The organism is bacterium, from assembly GCA_016700035.1.
In the GTDB taxonomy this organism is placed as follows: Bacteria; Patescibacteriota; Saccharimonadia; order CAILAD01.
The window spans coordinates 526,577-542,898 of the sequence record CP064998.1 but is presented as its reverse complement, the minus strand read 5'-3'; the positions used below and the strand labels follow the sequence as shown (position 1 = coordinate 542,898).

Annotated in this window: 26 protein-coding genes; 24 read left to right on the top strand and 2 right to left on the bottom strand. The window is 46.4% G+C overall.

The genetic code is table 11. The features are described 5' to 3' along the window. Positions 1–14 precede the first annotated feature (14 nt). The gene (gene rpsL, locus IPM44_02685; protein ID QQS26611.1) at positions 15–437 is read left to right on the top strand and encodes a 30S ribosomal protein S12; all 423 of its coding nucleotides are present in this window, start codon (positions 15–17) and stop codon (positions 435–437) included. 2 nt (positions 438–439) lie between these two features. Next, positions 440–916 carry a 30S ribosomal protein S7 gene (gene rpsG / locus IPM44_02680; protein ID QQS26610.1) on the top strand — a complete coding sequence of 159 codons (477 nt, stop codon included), beginning with the start codon at positions 440–442 and terminating at the stop codon, positions 914–916. 183 nt (positions 917–1,099) lie between these two features. On the opposite strand, the gene IPM44_02675 is transcribed toward rpsG, so the two are convergent. Then, the gene (locus IPM44_02675) at positions 1,100–1,630 is read right to left on the bottom strand and encodes a hypothetical protein (protein ID QQS26609.1); all 531 of its coding nucleotides are present in this window, start codon (positions 1,628–1,630) and stop codon (positions 1,100–1,102) included. A 33-nt stretch (positions 1,631–1,663) separates the two neighbouring features. Here IPM44_02675 and IPM44_02670 point away from each other — a divergent pair, with 33 nt between their 5' ends. From IPM44_02670 to rpsJ, 8 genes are all read left to right on the top strand, one after another. After that, positions 1,664–2,401 (top strand): NUDIX domain-containing protein, encoded by a 738-nt coding sequence (locus IPM44_02670; GenBank protein ID QQS26608.1) that lies wholly within the window; start codon positions 1,664–1,666, stop codon positions 2,399–2,401. Positions 2,402–2,469: 68 nt separating this feature from the next. Next, the gene (locus IPM44_02665) at positions 2,470–2,835 is read left to right on the top strand and encodes a hypothetical protein (GenBank protein QQS26607.1); all 366 of its coding nucleotides are present in this window, start codon (positions 2,470–2,472) and stop codon (positions 2,833–2,835) included. Between the two features lie 70 nt (positions 2,836–2,905). Further along, on the top strand, positions 2,906–3,178 hold the full coding sequence (locus IPM44_02660) for a hypothetical protein (GenBank protein QQS26606.1): 273 nt from the start codon (positions 2,906–2,908) through the stop codon (positions 3,176–3,178). 82 nt (positions 3,179–3,260) lie between these two features. After that, the gene (locus tag IPM44_02655; protein QQS26605.1) at positions 3,261–4,919 is read left to right on the top strand and encodes an ABC-F family ATP-binding cassette domain-containing protein; all 1,659 of its coding nucleotides are present in this window, start codon (positions 3,261–3,263) and stop codon (positions 4,917–4,919) included. A 109-nt stretch (positions 4,920–5,028) separates the two neighbouring features. Beyond that, positions 5,029–7,134 carry an elongation factor G gene (fusA, locus tag IPM44_02650; protein ID QQS26604.1) on the top strand — a complete coding sequence of 702 codons (2,106 nt, stop codon included), beginning with the start codon at positions 5,029–5,031 and terminating at the stop codon, positions 7,132–7,134. A 90-nt stretch (positions 7,135–7,224) separates the two neighbouring features. After that, positions 7,225–7,695: a hypothetical protein gene (locus tag IPM44_02645; protein QQS26603.1), complete on the top strand. Its 471-nt coding sequence runs from the start codon at positions 7,225–7,227 to the stop codon at positions 7,693–7,695. A gap of 204 nt (positions 7,696–7,899) precedes the next feature. Further along, on the top strand, positions 7,900–9,036 hold the full coding sequence (gene tuf, locus IPM44_02640; GenBank protein ID QQS27370.1) for an elongation factor Tu: 1,137 nt from the start codon (positions 7,900–7,902) through the stop codon (positions 9,034–9,036). Between the two features lie 9 nt (positions 9,037–9,045). After that, entirely contained in the window at positions 9,046–9,363 is a 318-nt protein-coding gene (gene rpsJ / locus IPM44_02635; GenBank protein QQS26602.1) for a 30S ribosomal protein S10, read from the top strand. Between the two features lie 90 nt (positions 9,364–9,453). Here rpsJ and IPM44_02630 read toward each other — a convergent pair whose 3' ends face one another. Next, a complete protein-coding gene (locus tag IPM44_02630) occupies positions 9,454–9,864 on the bottom strand; it encodes a hypothetical protein (GenBank protein QQS26601.1) in 411 nt (136 codons plus the stop codon). 245 nt (positions 9,865–10,109) lie between these two features. Here IPM44_02630 and rplC point away from each other — a divergent pair, with 245 nt between their 5' ends. From rplC to rpsN, 14 genes are read left to right on the top strand one after another with little or no spacing between them, the layout of a single operon-like run. Then, a complete protein-coding gene (gene rplC / locus IPM44_02625; protein ID QQS26600.1) occupies positions 10,110–10,742 on the top strand; it encodes a 50S ribosomal protein L3 in 633 nt (210 codons plus the stop codon). Further along, positions 10,739–11,368 carry a 50S ribosomal protein L4 gene (gene rplD, locus IPM44_02620; protein QQS26599.1) on the top strand — a complete coding sequence of 210 codons (630 nt, stop codon included), beginning with the start codon at positions 10,739–10,741 and terminating at the stop codon, positions 11,366–11,368. Before rplC ends, rplD begins: the two co-directional genes overlap by 4 nt. Continuing rightward, positions 11,365–11,712: a 50S ribosomal protein L23 gene (locus IPM44_02615; GenBank protein QQS26598.1), complete on the top strand. Its 348-nt coding sequence runs from the start codon at positions 11,365–11,367 to the stop codon at positions 11,710–11,712. Before rplD ends, IPM44_02615 begins: the two co-directional genes overlap by 4 nt. Next, positions 11,712–12,539 carry a 50S ribosomal protein L2 gene (rplB, locus tag IPM44_02610; protein QQS26597.1) on the top strand — a complete coding sequence of 276 codons (828 nt, stop codon included), beginning with the start codon at positions 11,712–11,714 and terminating at the stop codon, positions 12,537–12,539. Before IPM44_02615 ends, rplB begins: the two co-directional genes overlap by 1 nt. Beyond that, positions 12,540–12,815, top strand: a complete 276-nt coding sequence (rpsS, locus tag IPM44_02605) for a 30S ribosomal protein S19 (GenBank protein QQS26596.1) — start codon at positions 12,540–12,542, stop codon at positions 12,813–12,815. It abuts the gene before it with no gap. A 3-nt stretch (positions 12,816–12,818) separates the two neighbouring features. After that, complete coding sequence (rplV, locus tag IPM44_02600; GenBank protein QQS26595.1) at positions 12,819–13,232, top strand: 50S ribosomal protein L22; 414 nt, start codon at positions 12,819–12,821, stop codon at positions 13,230–13,232. 2 nt (positions 13,233–13,234) lie between these two features. Next, positions 13,235–13,861, top strand: a complete 627-nt coding sequence (gene rpsC, locus IPM44_02595; GenBank protein QQS26594.1) for a 30S ribosomal protein S3 — start codon at positions 13,235–13,237, stop codon at positions 13,859–13,861. Beyond that, positions 13,861–14,280 (top strand): 50S ribosomal protein L16, encoded by a 420-nt coding sequence (gene rplP, locus IPM44_02590; protein ID QQS26593.1) that lies wholly within the window; start codon positions 13,861–13,863, stop codon positions 14,278–14,280. Before rpsC ends, rplP begins: the two co-directional genes overlap by 1 nt. Positions 14,281–14,282: 2 nt before the next feature. Next, positions 14,283–14,495: a 50S ribosomal protein L29 gene (rpmC, locus tag IPM44_02585; protein ID QQS26592.1), complete on the top strand. Its 213-nt coding sequence runs from the start codon at positions 14,283–14,285 to the stop codon at positions 14,493–14,495. Beyond that, positions 14,488–14,757, top strand: a complete 270-nt coding sequence (gene rpsQ, locus IPM44_02580) for a 30S ribosomal protein S17 (protein QQS26591.1) — start codon at positions 14,488–14,490, stop codon at positions 14,755–14,757. The genes rpmC and rpsQ overlap by 8 nt, the downstream gene beginning before the upstream one ends. Beyond that, positions 14,754–15,122: a 50S ribosomal protein L14 gene (gene rplN, locus IPM44_02575; GenBank protein QQS26590.1), complete on the top strand. Its 369-nt coding sequence runs from the start codon at positions 14,754–14,756 to the stop codon at positions 15,120–15,122. Before rpsQ ends, rplN begins: the two co-directional genes overlap by 4 nt. Next, positions 15,122–15,496 (top strand): 50S ribosomal protein L24, encoded by a 375-nt coding sequence (rplX, locus tag IPM44_02570; protein ID QQS26589.1) that lies wholly within the window; start codon positions 15,122–15,124, stop codon positions 15,494–15,496. Before rplN ends, rplX begins: the two co-directional genes overlap by 1 nt. Beyond that, on the top strand, positions 15,493–16,044 hold the full coding sequence (gene rplE / locus IPM44_02565; GenBank protein QQS26588.1) for a 50S ribosomal protein L5: 552 nt from the start codon (positions 15,493–15,495) through the stop codon (positions 16,042–16,044). Before rplX ends, rplE begins: the two co-directional genes overlap by 4 nt. Then, positions 16,044–16,313, top strand: coding sequence for a 30S ribosomal protein S14 (gene rpsN / locus IPM44_02560; GenBank protein ID QQS26587.1), 270 nt, complete (start codon positions 16,044–16,046; stop codon positions 16,311–16,313). Before rplE ends, rpsN begins: the two co-directional genes overlap by 1 nt. Positions 16,314–16,322: the final 9 nt, after the last annotated feature.

Here is a 16,322-nt window from a genome sequence, read left to right as displayed (position 1 = left end):
GATAGTGAAGTTTTATGCCAACGATTAACCAACTCATTCGCAAGCCACGAGCAAAAGTTCAGCGCAAAAGTAAGTCGCCGGCTCTTAGCCGTAGTCTAAACGCTTTAAAAGGTCGCGTCCGTCCGTTGGACGCACCTTTAAAGCGCGGGGTGTGCACTAAGGTGTTTACTCAAACGCCCAAGAAGCCTAACTCAGCTCTTCGTAAGGTTGCCCGTGTGCGCCTTACTAATGGTATGGAAGTAACCGCCTACATCGGCGGAATTGGCCATAACCTGCAAGAGCACTCAGTTGTGCTAGTGCGCGGTGGTCGTGTAAAAGATCTTCCGGGTGTGCGTTATCATGTGGTGCGTGGCGCATTTGATACTGCCGGTACGGCAAATCGCAAGCAAGCTCGATCTAAGTATGGAGCCAAGCTTGAGAAAGCAAAAGGAGAATAGACATGCCACGTAAAAAGACTAAATCCTTAAAGCGCGAACTCGCTCCAGATATGCAGTACAACTCGGTACTAGTTACCCGTATGATTAATAAGGTGATGAAAAGTGGCAAGAAGCGTCTAGCAGAAAACCTCGTCTATGATGCTCTGACTGAGGCGTCTACTAAGGGTAAGGCCGACGCGATGGAGATTTTTGAGGGCGCCATTAAAAATGCCAGCCCGCATGTACAGGTGCGCTCTCGCCGTGTAGGTGGAGCTAACTACCAGGTCCCAATGGAAGTAAAGCCAGATCGCCGGATTCACTATGCAATGATTTGGATTTTAGATGCTGCTCGTGCTAAAGAAGGTAAGAGCTTTGATAAGCGCTTAGCAAATGAACTCTTGGACGCCTATAACAATCAAGGCGATGCGATTAAGAAGAAGGCCGACACTCACCAGATGGCTGAAGCCAATAAGGCATTTGCTCACTTCGCCCGGTACTAACTCGGCACATTCTGAAGTGCGCTCACGGGTGTCCTTGCAAAAAATCTTCCCTCATTGTACGTTCTAGTACACCTCGGGAAGATTTTTTGGTTCGTCCTGCGTGAGCATCACTCAGAATACACCTCTGCTACCCTGAATAAATAAAGAAAACCCCTCAAGCGAGGGACTTTCTCGTTCAAGGGGCTAGTTAAGAGGGGGAAATGGGATGCTCAGTGCTTTTGCAACGAGCTCGAGGTTCTCATTGCCATAGGTAAGCTGCCTCGTGTAGGCTTTGCGGTCGAATTCCACCAGCTCAACCCCAACCCTGTAGCCATCCTCCTCGCTGACGGTATACGTTTGAGTTGGGATGCAGCGCTCGCAGATGGCAAAACGATTGTCATACGGGGTGCGCCAACGATTGTAGCGGCAATCGGAGTCCCAGTAGAAGCCAAACTCTCGAGAGCTGCGCATGCGATCGAGTCGACGCAGCTGCTTGCAGTAGGCGCACAGTACTTTTTCGTAGCGTTCCAGGTACTCTTGGATGTAGCAGCGTCGGGCTTCCCGATAGTTCTCGAGGACTGCGTAGCGTGCACCTCGGGCTTTTTTGAACGCCGACTCGGCTTGGTGGTGCGCAGCTTCGGCTTCGGCGTACTCAGTTTGCCTTTCAGCGTGGAGAGTGAGTAGAGCGGTTAGGTCATCTGGCGTTATTTCCGGCATCTCATGCACTTCCTTCATGTAAGGTGCTTTAGGACACTTTCACTATCTCGCATGTATGGCTCTCTAGCTAGGCCAGACTTTTTGACTCAACAATATTTGAGTCATGGTATACTTGAAGACATGATGCATCACATTCAAAGAGCGATTCTGCGCAATCTGATGCGTGGCGATTCACTGCGCTATCGAGATATTAAGCCGGCTGGGGTGGAGAGTAATCTCTTCGCCTACCATCTAAAGGCGCTTATGCAGGAGGGGTACGTTGAGCAGGCTGCAGATAAGCAGTACTCTCTCACGGCCGACGGTAAGCGTTACGTCGATACGCTCTCGCCTGAATCATTAAAGCCTCGTTTGCAGCCAAAGATCGTCATATTGCTAGCCGTACGAGATCGACTGGGGCGCTGGCTTCTTATGCGTCGCAAGGTGCAGCCGCTTTTGGGCCAGGTAGGCTTACCCTACGGCAAACTGCATCTGGGCGAAACCATTCACGAAGCTACTCACCGTGAGCTTTTTGAAAAAACAGGGCTCAAGAGTGAGCTGAAGCATGTTGGTGACGGCTATGTGACCATTGAGGAAAACGGTGCACCGGTGAGCGAAATATTTTTTCATCTGTTTCGCGGGACAGCCCAGACTGATAAGCTCCATGGCAATCATATGGCGGGTGAGATATTTTGGAGCGATCTAGCGCCCGATTGGGGTAACGATCAATATCTGAAAAGTATGCCAGACATCATGAGACTACTAGAAGACTTACCTGAGAATCGTTTTTTCGTAGAGCTAGATTATAATTGATTGACATATTACATATAATGTAGTATAAATTTTACACCTTATCTGCACCTCAAACAAAATGGAGCAACATGTCTAAGCGATTAGACTTAGAGCAAGTAGATCAAGACTCGGTCATTCACATTGGCGTCAGGCCTTCTATAGCCACCAAAGTAGTGAGGCGTGGTTCGTTGTTGGTGTCGAAGTTGCGAGTGGTAGCTTGCGGTGATCAGCCGAATGTCGAGATTCTTGTAGTTGATAATCAGCCAGTGATCGGGCCGAGTGTTTGGCTTCTGGGGCACAGCCTAGAGGTGAATTGCCTGGACTACACGCCGGGTTGGCTGGAGGTTGGCTACCACACAGTTATTAGTAAGTCGAGTAGACTTTCATCTGGTGGCATGACGCTCTCGCCATTTGGCGGGATCATAGCTGATCTTTGGGTGAGTCGACGGGGTTAATTTTGAAGCGGGTTGAGTCAAATGGGCCCTTATTCCATTCGAACCAGTGAAGGAGACTAGAATGGGAGCTATGAGCTTGACAGTTAGTACGCTTGAGAAGCCACCACCAACCAGGTCTCGAGCAGTTCTTCGAAATATTGAACCTGGTACTCAGGCTGTTTGCTCACACTGTGATGAGCGGGTAAAATTTCAGGCCAAACATCGAGCTAACCAAGTCATCTGTAATGTTTATGTGCAGAAGACTTGGAATCGAGTTGAGCATTATCACGCCGAGTGCTACACCCAAGCGGGCAAGCCACATGGTGTTGCTGATGCTGGTCAATTGCGTCGTCGAAAGCGGTAGGCGACGCCGAGAAGCGGTTAGGACAATAATCCTAGCCGCTCTTTTTGCTTAACGGATTGGCAGTGGGTATACTGGAAAAACTATGTTATTAGAGGCAAAGATTGATGAAAAACAGGCTGGCGCAAAAGTGCTTTTACGTAATACCGAATTGCAAATCCAGGCCGGCGAGGTAATTGGTTTTATTGGTCGAAACGGTGTCGGTAAAACTTCACTAGCACGAATTATCTCTGGAGTTGACAGCGATTATGTTGGTACAGTGCGGCTGCGTAAGGGGGTTGAGATACTGACCACCGAGCAGGAGCAGCATGATATTGATGAATCGATGTCGGTGGTGGAGTATGTTTTACATGGTCTGCGTGAATACGACCATTTGACACATATAATTGAGACATATCCAGCTACGATGGGTGATGATATGGGTCTGATTGAGGAATATACCAATGCTCTGGAGCGTTACGATGAGCTGGGCTACTATCATGTTAAAGATCAGGTGGTTGAGTCGCTCAAAGCTTATCAGCTATCAAAAGAGCAAATTTTAGGAAGTTTTAGTGATCTTTCGGGTGGACAAAAGCGATTCGCCCAACTGGTTCAGATTGAATATTCCAACGCCGATCTCTTAATTCTGGATGAACCAACCAACCATATGGACTATGTGGCCAAAGAGAGTTTTACGGCTTGGCTACGTGAGGTTCGCTCAGCTGTGTTGGTTATCTCGCATGATCGTGATGTGCTAGCTTGTGCGGATCGAATGATAGAGCTTAAAGATCAAAAATTGCAAAGCTTTTCGGGTAATTATGAGTCTTATCTGAAGCAAAATACACTAGTTTCAGCCAGCGCCATGCATCAATATGAAGTTAATATAAAGACCTTAGAAAATCGCCGTGAGGCATTGAAGCAAGCTGAGCTAAAGAAAGTTCGTACTAAGCAAAGTCCCAACCCCTTTATTCCGTTGGTGCGTCGGCTAGAGCGAGAAATTGCCGAGCTGGAAGAGCGGATATCTAAGCCAACTATCTGGATTGATCAAGAGTCAGCTCAGTCACTGAAGCGATCGCAAACTCAGCAGTATGAAAAGTATAAAGCTAAATCGATTAACCTGCGTGGAGCTCGTGAAGTAGTTGCTGGTAATGCAGCTGACCTAATCCGCATTGACGAGCTCTCTTTGGGTTATGCAAAACCGTTATTTAGTAACCTTAGTTTTGAGTTGCGGGCTGGTGAGAGGGTTCATATTGTGGGCCGTAATGGTGCAGGTAAGACAACCTTAGTAGATGCCATGACAGCAACAGCAGAAGGTGGAAGCTTAACTTCTAAGGTGTTTGCCGGTAGTATTGATTATTCTTCCTCGCTTGTGCTGGGGTGTTACGAGCAAGAGATTGATGGGCGCTATCTTACCATGACACTAGCCGAGGCGGTGGCAGATATTTACTCGCAGAGCGGTCGACCGGTTAATGATGAGGCGATCACTAGAGCCTTACGGGAATATTTATTTGAACGACAAGACGGCGTCATCTTAGTTGACCAGCTCTCGGGTGGTCAGAAAGCTCGCATTCAACTGATTGCCTTATTTGCCCGCCGGCCAAATGTCTTAATTCTTGATGAACCCACTAACCATCTTGATTTGCCTTCGATTGAAGAGTTAGAAAATGCCCTCAGGCGCTACGAGGGGGCAATCATATATATCTCCCATGATAGTTTTTTTACAAAGAATATTGGTGGAGAAGAGATATTTGTTGGATCAGCTTAGTTTGCTTAAGGCGCCTAGATTATGGTAAGATTTATCCGATACGCGCCAGGCGCTATTTTTTTCGTTTGGGCTACTCATTACCACTAATAGGAATAAGATAAGGATTTTTATGGCTCGAGAATATTCTCTAGATAACACACGTAACATTGGTATTATTGCGCACATTGATGCCGGTAAGACCACCACAACCGAAGGTATTTTGTATCGCACTGGTCGAACTCACAAAATTGGTGAGGTTCATGAGGGTGAGGCAACAATGGACTGGATGGAGCAGGAGCGGGAGCGTGGAATCACTATTACTTCGGCGGCTACCACCTGTTTTTGGAATGGTAAGCGCATCAATATTATTGATACGCCTGGACATATCGATTTTACCGTAGAGGTGGAGCGTAGTTTGCGCGTACTAGACGGGGCAGTCACTATTTTTGACGGCAAGATGGGCGTGGAGCCTCAGTCTGAGACCGTATGGCGCCAGGCTAACAAGTATGGTGTACCACGCATCTGCTTTATTAATAAGATCAATCAGACTGGTGGAGATTTTTATAAAAGCTTAGAGTCCATCCATGAGCGCCTAACACGCCGAGCTTATCCAATCCACTTGCCAATCGGTGAAGAGCAGTCAATTAACGGCATTGTTGATTTAATTGCTATGAAGGCCTACACCTATACAGAATATAAGGATAAGGAGTTGATTGAGGGTGATATTCCTGAAGATATGCGTGAGAAAGCTGAGCGTTATCGTCAGCACCTCATAGAGGCTGCTGTAGAAGCTGATGATGCAATAATGGAAAAGTATCTTGAAGGCACCGAGCTAACTACAGATGAGATTAAAGCCTGCATTCGTAAGAGTGTACTAACTGGTGAGTTTTTTATCGTATCTGGTGGTGATGGCCGCGGTGTCGTGGTTGAGAAGCTTTTGGATATCGTGGTAGATTATCTGCCAAATCCCTTAGATATTGCGGCTCCTCTGGCCGACAACGTTAAGACCGGTGAACAAGAGGTGCTTTCGGTTACCGATGAGGCTCCCTTTGTGGGCTTGGCTTTTAAGATTGCTACCGATCCATTTGTAGGTAAGCTGTGCTTCTTCCGTGTTTATGCTGGAACCCTGAAGAGCGGTTCGTACGTACTAAATAGTTCAACCGGCGAGAAGGAGCGAATTGGGCGAATCTTGCGTATGCATGCTAATCAGCGTGAAGAGGTGCAGGAAGTGTACGCCGGGGAAATTGCCGCTGCGGTTGGTTTAAAAAACACTATGACAGGCCATACTTTGTGTGAAGTCGGGAACGGTGTCATTTTGGAGCAAATTACTTTCCCAGAACCAGTTATTCAGATTGCTGTGGAGCCAAAAACCAAGGCCGACCAAGAGAAAATGTCGCTGGCTTTATCACGTCTTGCTGAAGAAGACCCAACTTTCAGGGTTAGCTCCGACAATGAAGCTGGTCAGACCCTCATCTCGGGTATGGGTGAGTTACATCTAGAAGTACTGGTGGATCGTATGAAGCGCGAATTTAAGGTGGAGGCTAATGTTGGTCGTCCGCAAGTTGCCTATCGCGAAACCGTGCGTAAAACTGTCCAGGTGGAAGGAAAATTTGTCCGTCAATCTGGTGGTCGAGGTCAATATGGTCATGTTTGGCTCGAAGTTGGCCCACTTGTGCATGCCGAAGACATTGAGGGGGATAAGCCAACTTATGAATTCGAAAACGCTATTGTTGGTGGTGTCGTACCTCGTGAATATATCAAGCCGGTTGATGAAGGTATTAAAGAGGCCATGGGTAATGGTGTTCTTGCCGGCTATCCGGTAGTTGACGTAAAAGCTAAGCTCTATGATGGCTCATATCATGAAGTTGACTCATCAGAAATGGCCTTCAAGATTGCTGGATCGATGGCCTTACAGGAGGGTGTACGAAAAGCTGATCCGGTTATTTTAGAGCCAGTTATGAAGGTAGAAGTCACCACTCCAGAAGAATTTATGGGTGATGTGGTGGGTGATATTAACTCCAAGCGCGGTCGGATTGATAAAATGGAAGATCGCTCAGGGGCAAAGATAATTGATGGTTTTGTACCACTTTCCGAAATGTTTGGTTATGCCACAACTTTGCGTTCGATGACTCAAGGTCGAGCTAGCTATTCGATGGAATTTGATCATTATGCGGAAGTTCCGCGCAATATTGCTGAGGAGCTAATCGGCAAGAAATCAGCCAGTCAGGCTGAATAGTAGCCACCAAGCCTTAAAAAGCACCCTTGAACTCGGGGTGCTTTTTAGCGTATATTCGTCTCATCTCGTACCTTTTAGAAGGGGGATATTATGTCCGACCGAGAGGATAGCTCATCTGACAAGCCGAATCCTGGCGCACAGATGCCACAACATGTGGTTGATGCTGAGTTTACCGCAATTAAGTCGCGTTTTCGGATGTCTCTGGGGCAAAAGATTGATCATTGGCAGTGGCAGCGCTTTATCGACGGAGATTATAGCGCATTGCGTGATGCCTATGACGCCTACATTAGCTTCCCTATAGCAGTGATAGCGGTAGGTGTGGTGCTAGTTGGTGGTTATCTTAGTCCAGTTTTACCTCAGCTCAACATGAATCATATTATTTTGACCGTTTGGCTGATTGGGCTAATTATTGCCTGGCCTCTACGTTTTGTTGTCTTTTACACCATTAGAACAAAAGTCCGACATTTTGCCGAAGCCCAGATTTCTGATGCTTGGATCTTAAATGAAGACGGACTACTTGAAGAGGTGATAATTATTGAAGACCCCACCGATGAAGAGTAGGCGGTGTATGCACCTTGAGTAATTCTCGGGGTGCTTTCTCTTTACAAACGACAGTAAAAGCCTTACAATGAATCAGTCCTGCAACAACGGGCAATTTTTCTTGTTCCGACGTTGCAAACTGTTTAATAATCATTAAAAGTAAGCAAGGAGAAGTTCGTGGCTGCAGAATTTAAGCGCGACAAACCACACATTAACGTAGGAACTATGGGGCACGTTGACCATGGTAAAACTACCCTGACAGCGGCAATTACCGCAGTACTAGCAAAAAAACTACCATCGGATGTCAACAAATCAGTTGCCTATGATGAAATCGATAAGGCTCCAGAAGAGCGCGAGCGTGGTATTACCATTGCTACTTCTCACCAGGAGTATGAATCGGAAAATCGTCACTATGCTCACGTTGATATGCCAGGTCACGCCGACTACGTGAAGAACATGATTACTGGTGCCGCTCAGGTGGATGGTGCTATTTTGGTGGTTTCCGCAGCTGACGGTCCAATGCCTCAGACTCGCGAGCATGTTCTCTTGGCTCGTCAGGTTGGTGTGCCAAAGATTCTTGTATACATGAACAAGATGGATCAGGCTGACCCAGAGCTTGCCGAGCTAGTTGAAGTAGAAATTCGTGAACTCTTAGAAAAGAACGAGTTTGATGCTGATTGCCCAATCGTAAAGGGGTCTGCTCTTAAGGCCTTGGAAGGCGATGCCGCTGCTGAAGATTCTATTATGGAGCTTGTAAAGGCTATGGATGAGTACCTTCCACAGCCAGAGCGCGATCTCGACAAGCCATTTCTTATGCCTATCGAAGACGTATTCTCGATTAAGGGTCGTGGTACTGTTGCTACCGGTCGTATCGAGCAGGGTAAGGTAAATGTTAACGAAGAAGTTGAGATTGTTGGAATTCGCGACAATCAGAAGACTGTTGTTACGGGCGTTGAAATGTTCCGTAAGCTACTTAACGAAGGTCAGGCTGGTGATAATGTTGGTCTCTTGCTTCGTGGTATTGAGCGCACTCAGATTGAGCGCGGTCAGGTTATTGCTAAGCCAGGCTCGATCACTCCACATACCGAGTTTGAAGCTGAAGTGTATGTTCTCACCAAAGATGAAGGCGGACGCCACACTCCTTTCGTAGACGGCTACAAGCCACAGTTCTACTTCCGTACCACCGATGTAACTGGTGAAGTGAAGCTTCCAGAAGGCACTAAGATGGTCATGCCTGGTGATAATATCACCTGCTCAGTTAAACTCCTCGCTCCAATCGCCATGGACGAAGGTCTCCGCTTCGCAATTCGTGAAGGTGGACGTACCGTTGGTGCTGGTGTTGTAACGAAGATTACCAAGTAAGCTAAAACTATGGTAGAAAAAACCGCCCAACGCATCCGCATCCGACTCAAGGCCTATGACAATAAGGTGATTGATCAGTCGACTAAGCAAATTATCGATACCGCAATTCGTACTGGCGCCCAGGTAGCTGGACCAGTACCATTGCCAACTGATCGACACACCACGACTGTTATTCGTAGCCCTCATATCTTTAAAGATAGCCACGAGGCTTTTGAGATGCGGACACATAAGCGGCTTATTGATATCACTGAACCAACTCCGAAGACGATTGATTCACTCATGAATCTATCTTTGCCAGCTGGTGTAGATATCGAAATCAAGATGTAGATTTAAAGATCTTAAACTAAAATACCCCAATCACATGGGGTATTTTAGTTTATAAAAACCCCAGACTTTTTAAGTCCAGGGTGGGGTAGGCTAGTTGAACAGCGCGGACTGTCGGCTCAACTCGAGCTTTTGGGCAGCCTCAAGGTGTGGGTCGAGTGTGGCCATCAAGATCTGGAAAGCCTCATCAAAGTGAGCGTCATAATCTGGTCCAATCAGGCTAATGAAGCGATGTATGAGTACATACTCAATATTACTGCGTAGTTCTTGTGCCGACGAGGCTCGAAGCTCAGCTTCACTTTCGAGTCTAGCATTACGAATCACTACCAATTCCTCAATGATACTGCGCAGTCGGCTATTTTTGGCTAGCAAATCGATGGTTTTCGATCGACAGCCGTCATCATGCGGCTTGCGGACAAAAAACTGGGTTTGAGTTGGGATGGCGTTGACTACATAGATCTTAATCCGCCAACCAAAATCGAAGGGTAGAATCTCTTCCGACACAGTAGCTCTCCTTGGTGCTTATAGGGTACAAGAGTGTTATATATATAACAATTATTAGTTTTTGTTGTCAAGTATTTTGCTATGGTCGCTATTATTATTCGTAGCAATTCTTGACATATCTGGGCTAAATCTGATAAACTGTCTTTCGTTGACTAAATATTTCTGGGAAGTGATTAGGTCCAGATGACTGGAAACCGATCCACTTGCCAGCCTTTGTTTTAAGAAGAAAGAGAATTAGCTCTCAAATGAAAGCCATCTTGGCCAAAAAAGTTGGAATGACCCAGATCTTCGATCCAGAAGGTCGCTTATTGCCTGTAACCGTATTGCAGGCTGGGCCTTGTGTTATTATTCAGCTTAAGACAGTTGAGAATGATGGCTATACAGCTACTCAAATTGGCTTTGGCGAAGATAAGCAGATTGTTAAAGGGCACGCTAAGTCTAAGGCTGGCCATCTTAAGGCTAGTGGAGCGCAGTCTAAGCATCTTGTAGAGGTTCGTACAGTGGATGGCGATGAAGTTGCATCATCAAAAGTAGGCGATACAATCTCGGCTGATGTTTTTGAGGCTGGAGAAAAGGTCATTGTAACTGGCGTATCTAAAGGTAAAGGCTTTGCCGGAACAATTAAGCGGCATAACTTCCATCGTGGACCAAAAACCCACGGTTCGCGTAATTATCGTGCACCAGGCTCAATTGGCGCCGGATATCCGCAGCACGTAATGCGCGGAATAAAAATGGCTGGCCACATGGGCCATGAGCAGGTGACAGTTAAGAATTTGAAGGTTGCCCTGGTTGATGCTGAAAAGAATCTCATTGCCATTAAAGGTGCTGTGCCAGGTCCCAATAAGGGGTTGGTATTAATTAGGGGTATGCAGGCATGAAGGTAGCTAGCTACACCAAAACGGGGTCTAAGGCTTCAGCTGAAACTACTTTGGATAAGGCTGTTTTTGGTCGTGAAGTAACCCCAGAGCTTCTTAAGCAGGCTTATTTGCGCAGTCTATCTAATGCTCGGCAGGCGACCGCTAAGACCAAAACACGTGGTGAAGTGCGTGGTGGCGGAAAGAAACCCTGGCGTCAAAAGGGGACAGGAAGAGCTCGAACTGGTTCGATTCGCAATCCACTCTGGCGTGGGGGTGGTACTATTTTTGGACCAACTGGCGAGCAGAATTACTCAGTTGAGATGCCTAAAAAAGCTATTCGAGCTAGCATCGCTCATGCATTGTCAGCTAAAGCTAAGCAAGTTTCAGTAATTGAATCCTTTGATATTGTTAGTGGCAAGACTCGCGATGCCCAGGCTTTGATTGCTAAGCTGGGGCTCAAGGGTGGTATTCTGGTAGTTGTCGCTAAGGCTGAGGAAAAGTCAGCTCGCTCAGTTGCCAACCTGACAAATATACAATACCGACTCGTGAGTCAGTTGACAGTTTTTGACATCATGAATGCTGATAATGTCTTAATCGATAAAGCCGGCTTAGAGGCTATTTATACCTGGCTAGGAGGTAAGAAGTGAGTCTGGTAGTTGTGCCTAAGATTACCGAGAAGACTCTCATGCAGGCTGCACGAGGCGTGTATACTTTTACAGTTCCAATGAGCACCAATAAGATTGAAGTTGCCCGTGCCGTAAAAGAACAGTTTAAAGTTGATGCTACAGATGTACGTATTTCGATTGCCAAGGGTAAGCAAAAGCGCTTTAAGCAAATTAAAGGTCGCAGAGTCGATATTAAGAAAGCCTATGTCCAGGTTGCAGCTGGTCAAAAAATTGCAGCCTTCGATCTTGGTCAGGAAGAATCCGCTAAGGACGAAAAGAAAGCTAAAAAAACCATAGCTAAAGCCAAGAAAGCGGAGAATAAGTAATGGCAATTCGAGTACTTAAACGTAATACTTCAGCTCGTCGAGGCATGAGCGTCGATCGTTTTGATGAGGTGACTAAGACCAAGCCTGAAAAATCTCTGATCATTAAGCGTAAGCAAAAAGCTGGTCGAAATAACCAAGGTAAGATCACGGTGCGTCATCGCGGTGGTGGGGCTAAGCGAGCAATTCGTATTGTAGATTTCCGTCAGTCGGGCATGCAGAGCGCTACTATTGTGGCTATCGAGTATGACCCAGGTCGCTCAGCAAATATCGCTTTAGTTCGAGACGAAAAAGGACGTAAGGCCTATATTTTGGCTGGATCTGGTATGCAAGTTGGAGCTACGATTACGGCTGTCGCTGAAGGTGAGATTCGTGAGCATAACCGACTTCCACTGGCTGAAATTCCAGTTGGTAGTGTGGTCTATAATATTGAACTTACACCTGGTAAGGGTGGTCAGCTAGTGCGTTCAGCTGGTACTAAAGCCCAGTTAGCCGCCAAAGAAGGCGAAATGGCTACAATTAAACTTCCATCTGGTGAGATGCGTATGGTACGAGCCGAATGTTATGCCACGATTGGTGGGGTTGGCAATGAAAGCCATAGCTTGATTAAGGTTGGCTCAGCTGGTCGCAAGCGCCGGATGGGTATTCGCCCGACTGTGCGCGGTAAGGCTATGAACCCGAATGATCACCGGCATGGTGGTGGTGAGGGTGGTACTTCAATTGGCTTGAAGCGCCCAGTTACACCATGGGGTAAGCCAGCTTTGGGTGCAAAAACTCGCCGACGCAAGGCAACTGATAAGTACATTATTCGTCATAGGAAAGGAAAATAAATGAGCCGTTCACTGAAAAAAGGCCCATATGTTGACGCCAAACTCTTAAAGAAAGTTCTAGCACTTGGCCCTAATGACAAAGCCGTTATAAAGACTTGGGCTCGGGCAAGTTCAATCTCTCCAGAGATGGTAGGAAAGACAATTGCTGTGCATAACGGCAAGACTCACGTGCCGGTATTTATTACTGAAAATATGGTTGGTCATAAGCTAGGTGAATTTTCTCCAACGCGCAAGTTTAGGGGTCATGGCGGAAAGTTAGCGAAACAGCAAGGTTAAATTATGAAAACTCAAGCTTCTATCAAATATCTCAAGATTTCAGCTCGTAAGTTGCGTTTAGCAGCTGATTTGGTGCGCGATATGCCAGTTGCTCAAGCTGAGCAGGTGCTGTCAGCTACACCTAAAAAAGCAGCTGTTATGGTAGCTGAAGCACTCAAGAGCGCCGTAGCTAATGCTGAGAATAATCATAATGCCCGCAAGAGCACGCTTCGGATTGCTGAAATCAAAGTAGATGAAGGACCCACCCTCAAGCGTTTTCGCCCACGTTCACGTGGTATGGCGGCTCCAATTTTACATCGTATGTCACATTTGACGATTGTAGTTACTGATGAGGCACGAGTTGAAAAAAAATCGGCAGTTAAGCAAAGTAAGAAAACCGAACAGAAGCAGTTAACTGCAAGCGGGAAGGAAGCTTAGACATGGGACAAAAAATTAATCCAATTTCAATGCGATTGCAGGCTGATCGAAAATGGCGCAGTCGCTGGTATGCCGGTCGTGAATACCGCACCCTTCTCAAGGAAGATCTGAAGATCCGCAAAATTATCGCTAAGATGCTTGGATTTCGGGCGGCTGTAGCTCGAGTTGAAATCGAGCGCAATACAGGTGAGGTGATAGTTAGTATTTATACAGCTAAGCCAGGTGTTGTGATTGGTCGTGGTGGCTCAGGTGCCGAAGCATTGAAGAAGGAGCTGGCAAAGGTAGTATCTGGAAAAATGCGTGTCAATATTGAAGAAATTCGTCAGCCCGATCTCGAAGCACAGTTAGTTGCTAATAACATTGCCAGCGCTTTGGAGCGTCGTATGCCGTTCCGCCGTATTTTAAAGAATGCTGCCGAAAACTCGATGAAGGCTGGGGCATTAGGGGCTAAAGTACAGGTCGGTGGACGTTTGAACGGAGCTGATATGGCTCGCACTGAAAGTGTGGCCTTGGGTTCAATTCCACTACATACCATACGTGCTAATATTAGCTATGCAACGGCTGAGGCGAATACTACTTTTGGTATTATCGGTGTTAAGGTTTGGATTTATACGGGGGAGGATAAGTAATGCTACTTCCACGTAAGACTAAATTCCGTAAGGTCTTTAAGGGTAAGAATCGTGGCGAGGCAACTCGCGGTACAGAGATTTCATTTGGTCGTTATGGTTTGCGGGCACTTGAAAATGAACGGCTCACTTCACGTCAGATTGAAGCTGCTCGTCGTGCGATGACACGCTACATTAAGCGTGGTGGTAAGGTTTGGATTCGTGTTTTTCCTCACACTCCAGTTACTAAGAAGCCAAATGAAGTTCGCATGGGTTCTGGTAAGGGTGCGGTTGATCACTATGTCGCTAAAGTTCAGGCCGGCAAGATAGTATTTGAGCTTGATGGGGTGGCTGAAGATGTAGCTAAAGAGGCTATGCGCTTGGCTGGACGTAAATTACCGGTAAAAACTCGCTTTGTTGTGCGAGAGGGGGCTGGAGAATAATCATGAAAATTCGTGAAATCCGCTTGCAGTCTGATGCTGAATTAGCGAAGTTTATTAGTACGACACGCCAGAAGATTGCTGAAGGGTATGTAGAAATTAAAACTAAGGATGTTAAGCAGGTACGATCAATTCGTAACCTAAAAACTGATCTAGCTCGGGCTTTAACTATATTAAGTGAGCGCGAACTAGCAGAACTGGAGAAGAGCAATGGCTAGAAAACTTACCGGAAAAGTAGTTTCCAATAAAATGCAAAATACTGTAGTTGTGGCAGTTGAGGCACTAAAAACTCACCCACTATATAAGAAGCAGTACAAGACGACAGCTCGTTTTCATGCCCACGATGAATCTAATCAGTTGGCGGTTGGTACTATGGTGGAAATTGAAGAAACCCGACCGATGAGTCGCATGAAGCGTTTTGTAGTAACTAAAACCATTGGTGATGATGTTCAGGCCAGTAAAAAGGGGTCAGCTAAATGATTCAGCCACAGACATTATTAAAATTAGCCGATAACACTGGTGCTAAAAAGATTATGTGTATCAAGGTGCTGGGTGGATCACGCCGTCGTTATGCTATGGTGGGCGATGTGATTGTAGCTTCTGTTAAACAAGCCACACCTAATGGTGCGGTTAAGAAAAAAGAAGTTGTGCAGGCAGTTATAGTTCGTACCACTAAAATTACCAAGCGTCCTGACGGAAGTGCGATTCGCTTTGATGAGAATGCCGCAGTGATTATCGACAAGCAAGGTCAGCCTCGTGGAACTCGTATTTTTGGCCCAATTGCACGCGAACTGCGTGACCGTGGTTATATGAAAATTGTTTCACTTGCTCCGGAGGTACTCTAATGTTTAAGATTCGATTAAAAGATAAGGTGATGGTAGTTGCTGGGCGCGATAAGGGTAAGAGCGGTGAGGTGATTGGTGTCTTGCCACGAGAAAATAAGGTTGTGATTGCCGGCATTAATACCGTTAAGCGTCATCAAAAACCAACTACCCAGAATCCAAGTGGAGGAATTGTGGAGCTCACTAAGCCGATTGAGGCTTCAAAAGTACAAGTTCTGGATCCCAAAACCGGTAAGCCAGCTCGAGTTAGTTTTGAAAAGCGAGCTGATGGCTCTAAAGAGCGAGTCTTTAAGGTATCAAAATTTTCCAACAAGAAGAAAGCTACAAAATCTGATGCAGACCAGAAGAAGACCGATAAGAAAGAGGAGCAGAAATGAATCGCTTGCAAGAACGTTACCAGTCTGAAATGACTACCTCTTTAGCTAAGCAGTTGGATGCCAAGAATCCACACCGTGTACCAAAGCTAGTAAAAATTGTCGTATCGGTAGGGGTTGGTCGGGCTGTAGTTGATCAAAAATATCTTGATAACGCAGTGGCTACCATAACTAAGATTACTGGTCAGAAGCCCATCATAACTAAGGCTCGACTCTCAATTGCCGGATTTAAGTTACGCGAAGGTCAGTCAATCGGTGCTAAAGTTACACTGCGTAGTGAACGTATGTATGATTTTCTAGATCGGCTAATAGCAGTGGTACTACCTCGCTTGCGTGATTTCCATGGACTATCGATTAAGGGATTTGACCCTCAGGGGAATTACTCAATTGGGTTAGCCGAGCAGACCCTGTTTCCGGAGATTAGCTATGAGGACGCCCAGTTAACCCACGGTGTTCAGGTTACATTAGTAACAACCGCGCAGAATAAAGCAGAAGGAGAGGCCTTGCTCCGCGCGTTGGGCATGCCACTTGAAAGAAAGGAGACAAAATAATGGCCAGAAAAGCACTCGTACAACGGGAACTAAAACGGGCTAAGCTAGCTGAAAAATATGCAGCTCGTCGTGCCGAAATGAAGGCAGCTGGCGATTTTGAAGGGCTAGCTAAGTTACCACGTAACTCCAACCCAAATCGTCAGCGGAATCGCTGTGAAATTACTGGCCGTAGCCGTGGCTACATACGTCGCTTCGGTCTGTCTCGTATTACATTTCGTGAACACGCTTCAAAGGGGGAAATCCCAGGCGTACGAAAGGCTAGTTGGTAGGAAGGAATA

Bases quoted from the DNA above. Each gene is read 5' to 3' on its own strand.
- rpsL (QQS26611.1), top strand. From the start codon at position 15: ATGCCAACGATTAACCAACTCATTCGCAAGCCACGAGCAAAAGTTCAG.
- rpsG (QQS26610.1), top strand. From the start codon at position 440: ATGCCACGTAAAAAGACTAAATCCTTAAAGCGCGAACTCGCTCCAGAT.
- IPM44_02675 (QQS26609.1), bottom strand. From the start codon at position 1,630: ATGAAGGAAGTGCATGAGATGCCGGAAATAACGCCAGATGACCTAACC.
- IPM44_02670 (QQS26608.1), top strand. From the start codon at position 1,664: ATGTATGGCTCTCTAGCTAGGCCAGACTTTTTGACTCAACAATATTTG.
- IPM44_02665 (QQS26607.1), top strand. From the start codon at position 2,470: ATGTCTAAGCGATTAGACTTAGAGCAAGTAGATCAAGACTCGGTCATT.
- IPM44_02660 (QQS26606.1), top strand. From the start codon at position 2,906: ATGAGCTTGACAGTTAGTACGCTTGAGAAGCCACCACCAACCAGGTCT.
- IPM44_02655 (QQS26605.1), top strand. From the start codon at position 3,261: ATGTTATTAGAGGCAAAGATTGATGAAAAACAGGCTGGCGCAAAAGTG.
- fusA (QQS26604.1), top strand. From the start codon at position 5,029: ATGGCTCGAGAATATTCTCTAGATAACACACGTAACATTGGTATTATT.
- IPM44_02645 (QQS26603.1), top strand. From the start codon at position 7,225: ATGTCCGACCGAGAGGATAGCTCATCTGACAAGCCGAATCCTGGCGCA.
- tuf (QQS27370.1), top strand. From the start codon at position 7,900: ATGGGGCACGTTGACCATGGTAAAACTACCCTGACAGCGGCAATTACC.
- rpsJ (QQS26602.1), top strand. From the start codon at position 9,046: ATGGTAGAAAAAACCGCCCAACGCATCCGCATCCGACTCAAGGCCTAT.
- rplC (QQS26600.1), top strand. From the start codon at position 10,110: ATGAAAGCCATCTTGGCCAAAAAAGTTGGAATGACCCAGATCTTCGAT.
- rplD (QQS26599.1), top strand. From the start codon at position 10,739: ATGAAGGTAGCTAGCTACACCAAAACGGGGTCTAAGGCTTCAGCTGAA.
- rplB (QQS26597.1), top strand. From the start codon at position 11,712: ATGGCAATTCGAGTACTTAAACGTAATACTTCAGCTCGTCGAGGCATG.
- rpsS (QQS26596.1), top strand. From the start codon at position 12,540: ATGAGCCGTTCACTGAAAAAAGGCCCATATGTTGACGCCAAACTCTTA.
- rplV (QQS26595.1), top strand. From the start codon at position 12,819: ATGAAAACTCAAGCTTCTATCAAATATCTCAAGATTTCAGCTCGTAAG.
- rpsC (QQS26594.1), top strand. From the start codon at position 13,235: ATGGGACAAAAAATTAATCCAATTTCAATGCGATTGCAGGCTGATCGA.
- rplP (QQS26593.1), top strand. From the start codon at position 13,861: ATGCTACTTCCACGTAAGACTAAATTCCGTAAGGTCTTTAAGGGTAAG.
- rpmC (QQS26592.1), top strand. From the start codon at position 14,283: ATGAAAATTCGTGAAATCCGCTTGCAGTCTGATGCTGAATTAGCGAAG.
- rpsQ (QQS26591.1), top strand. From the start codon at position 14,488: ATGGCTAGAAAACTTACCGGAAAAGTAGTTTCCAATAAAATGCAAAAT.
- rplN (QQS26590.1), top strand. From the start codon at position 14,754: ATGATTCAGCCACAGACATTATTAAAATTAGCCGATAACACTGGTGCT.
- rplX (QQS26589.1), top strand. From the start codon at position 15,122: ATGTTTAAGATTCGATTAAAAGATAAGGTGATGGTAGTTGCTGGGCGC.
- rplE (QQS26588.1), top strand. From the start codon at position 15,493: ATGAATCGCTTGCAAGAACGTTACCAGTCTGAAATGACTACCTCTTTA.
- rpsN (QQS26587.1), top strand. From the start codon at position 16,044: ATGGCCAGAAAAGCACTCGTACAACGGGAACTAAAACGGGCTAAGCTA.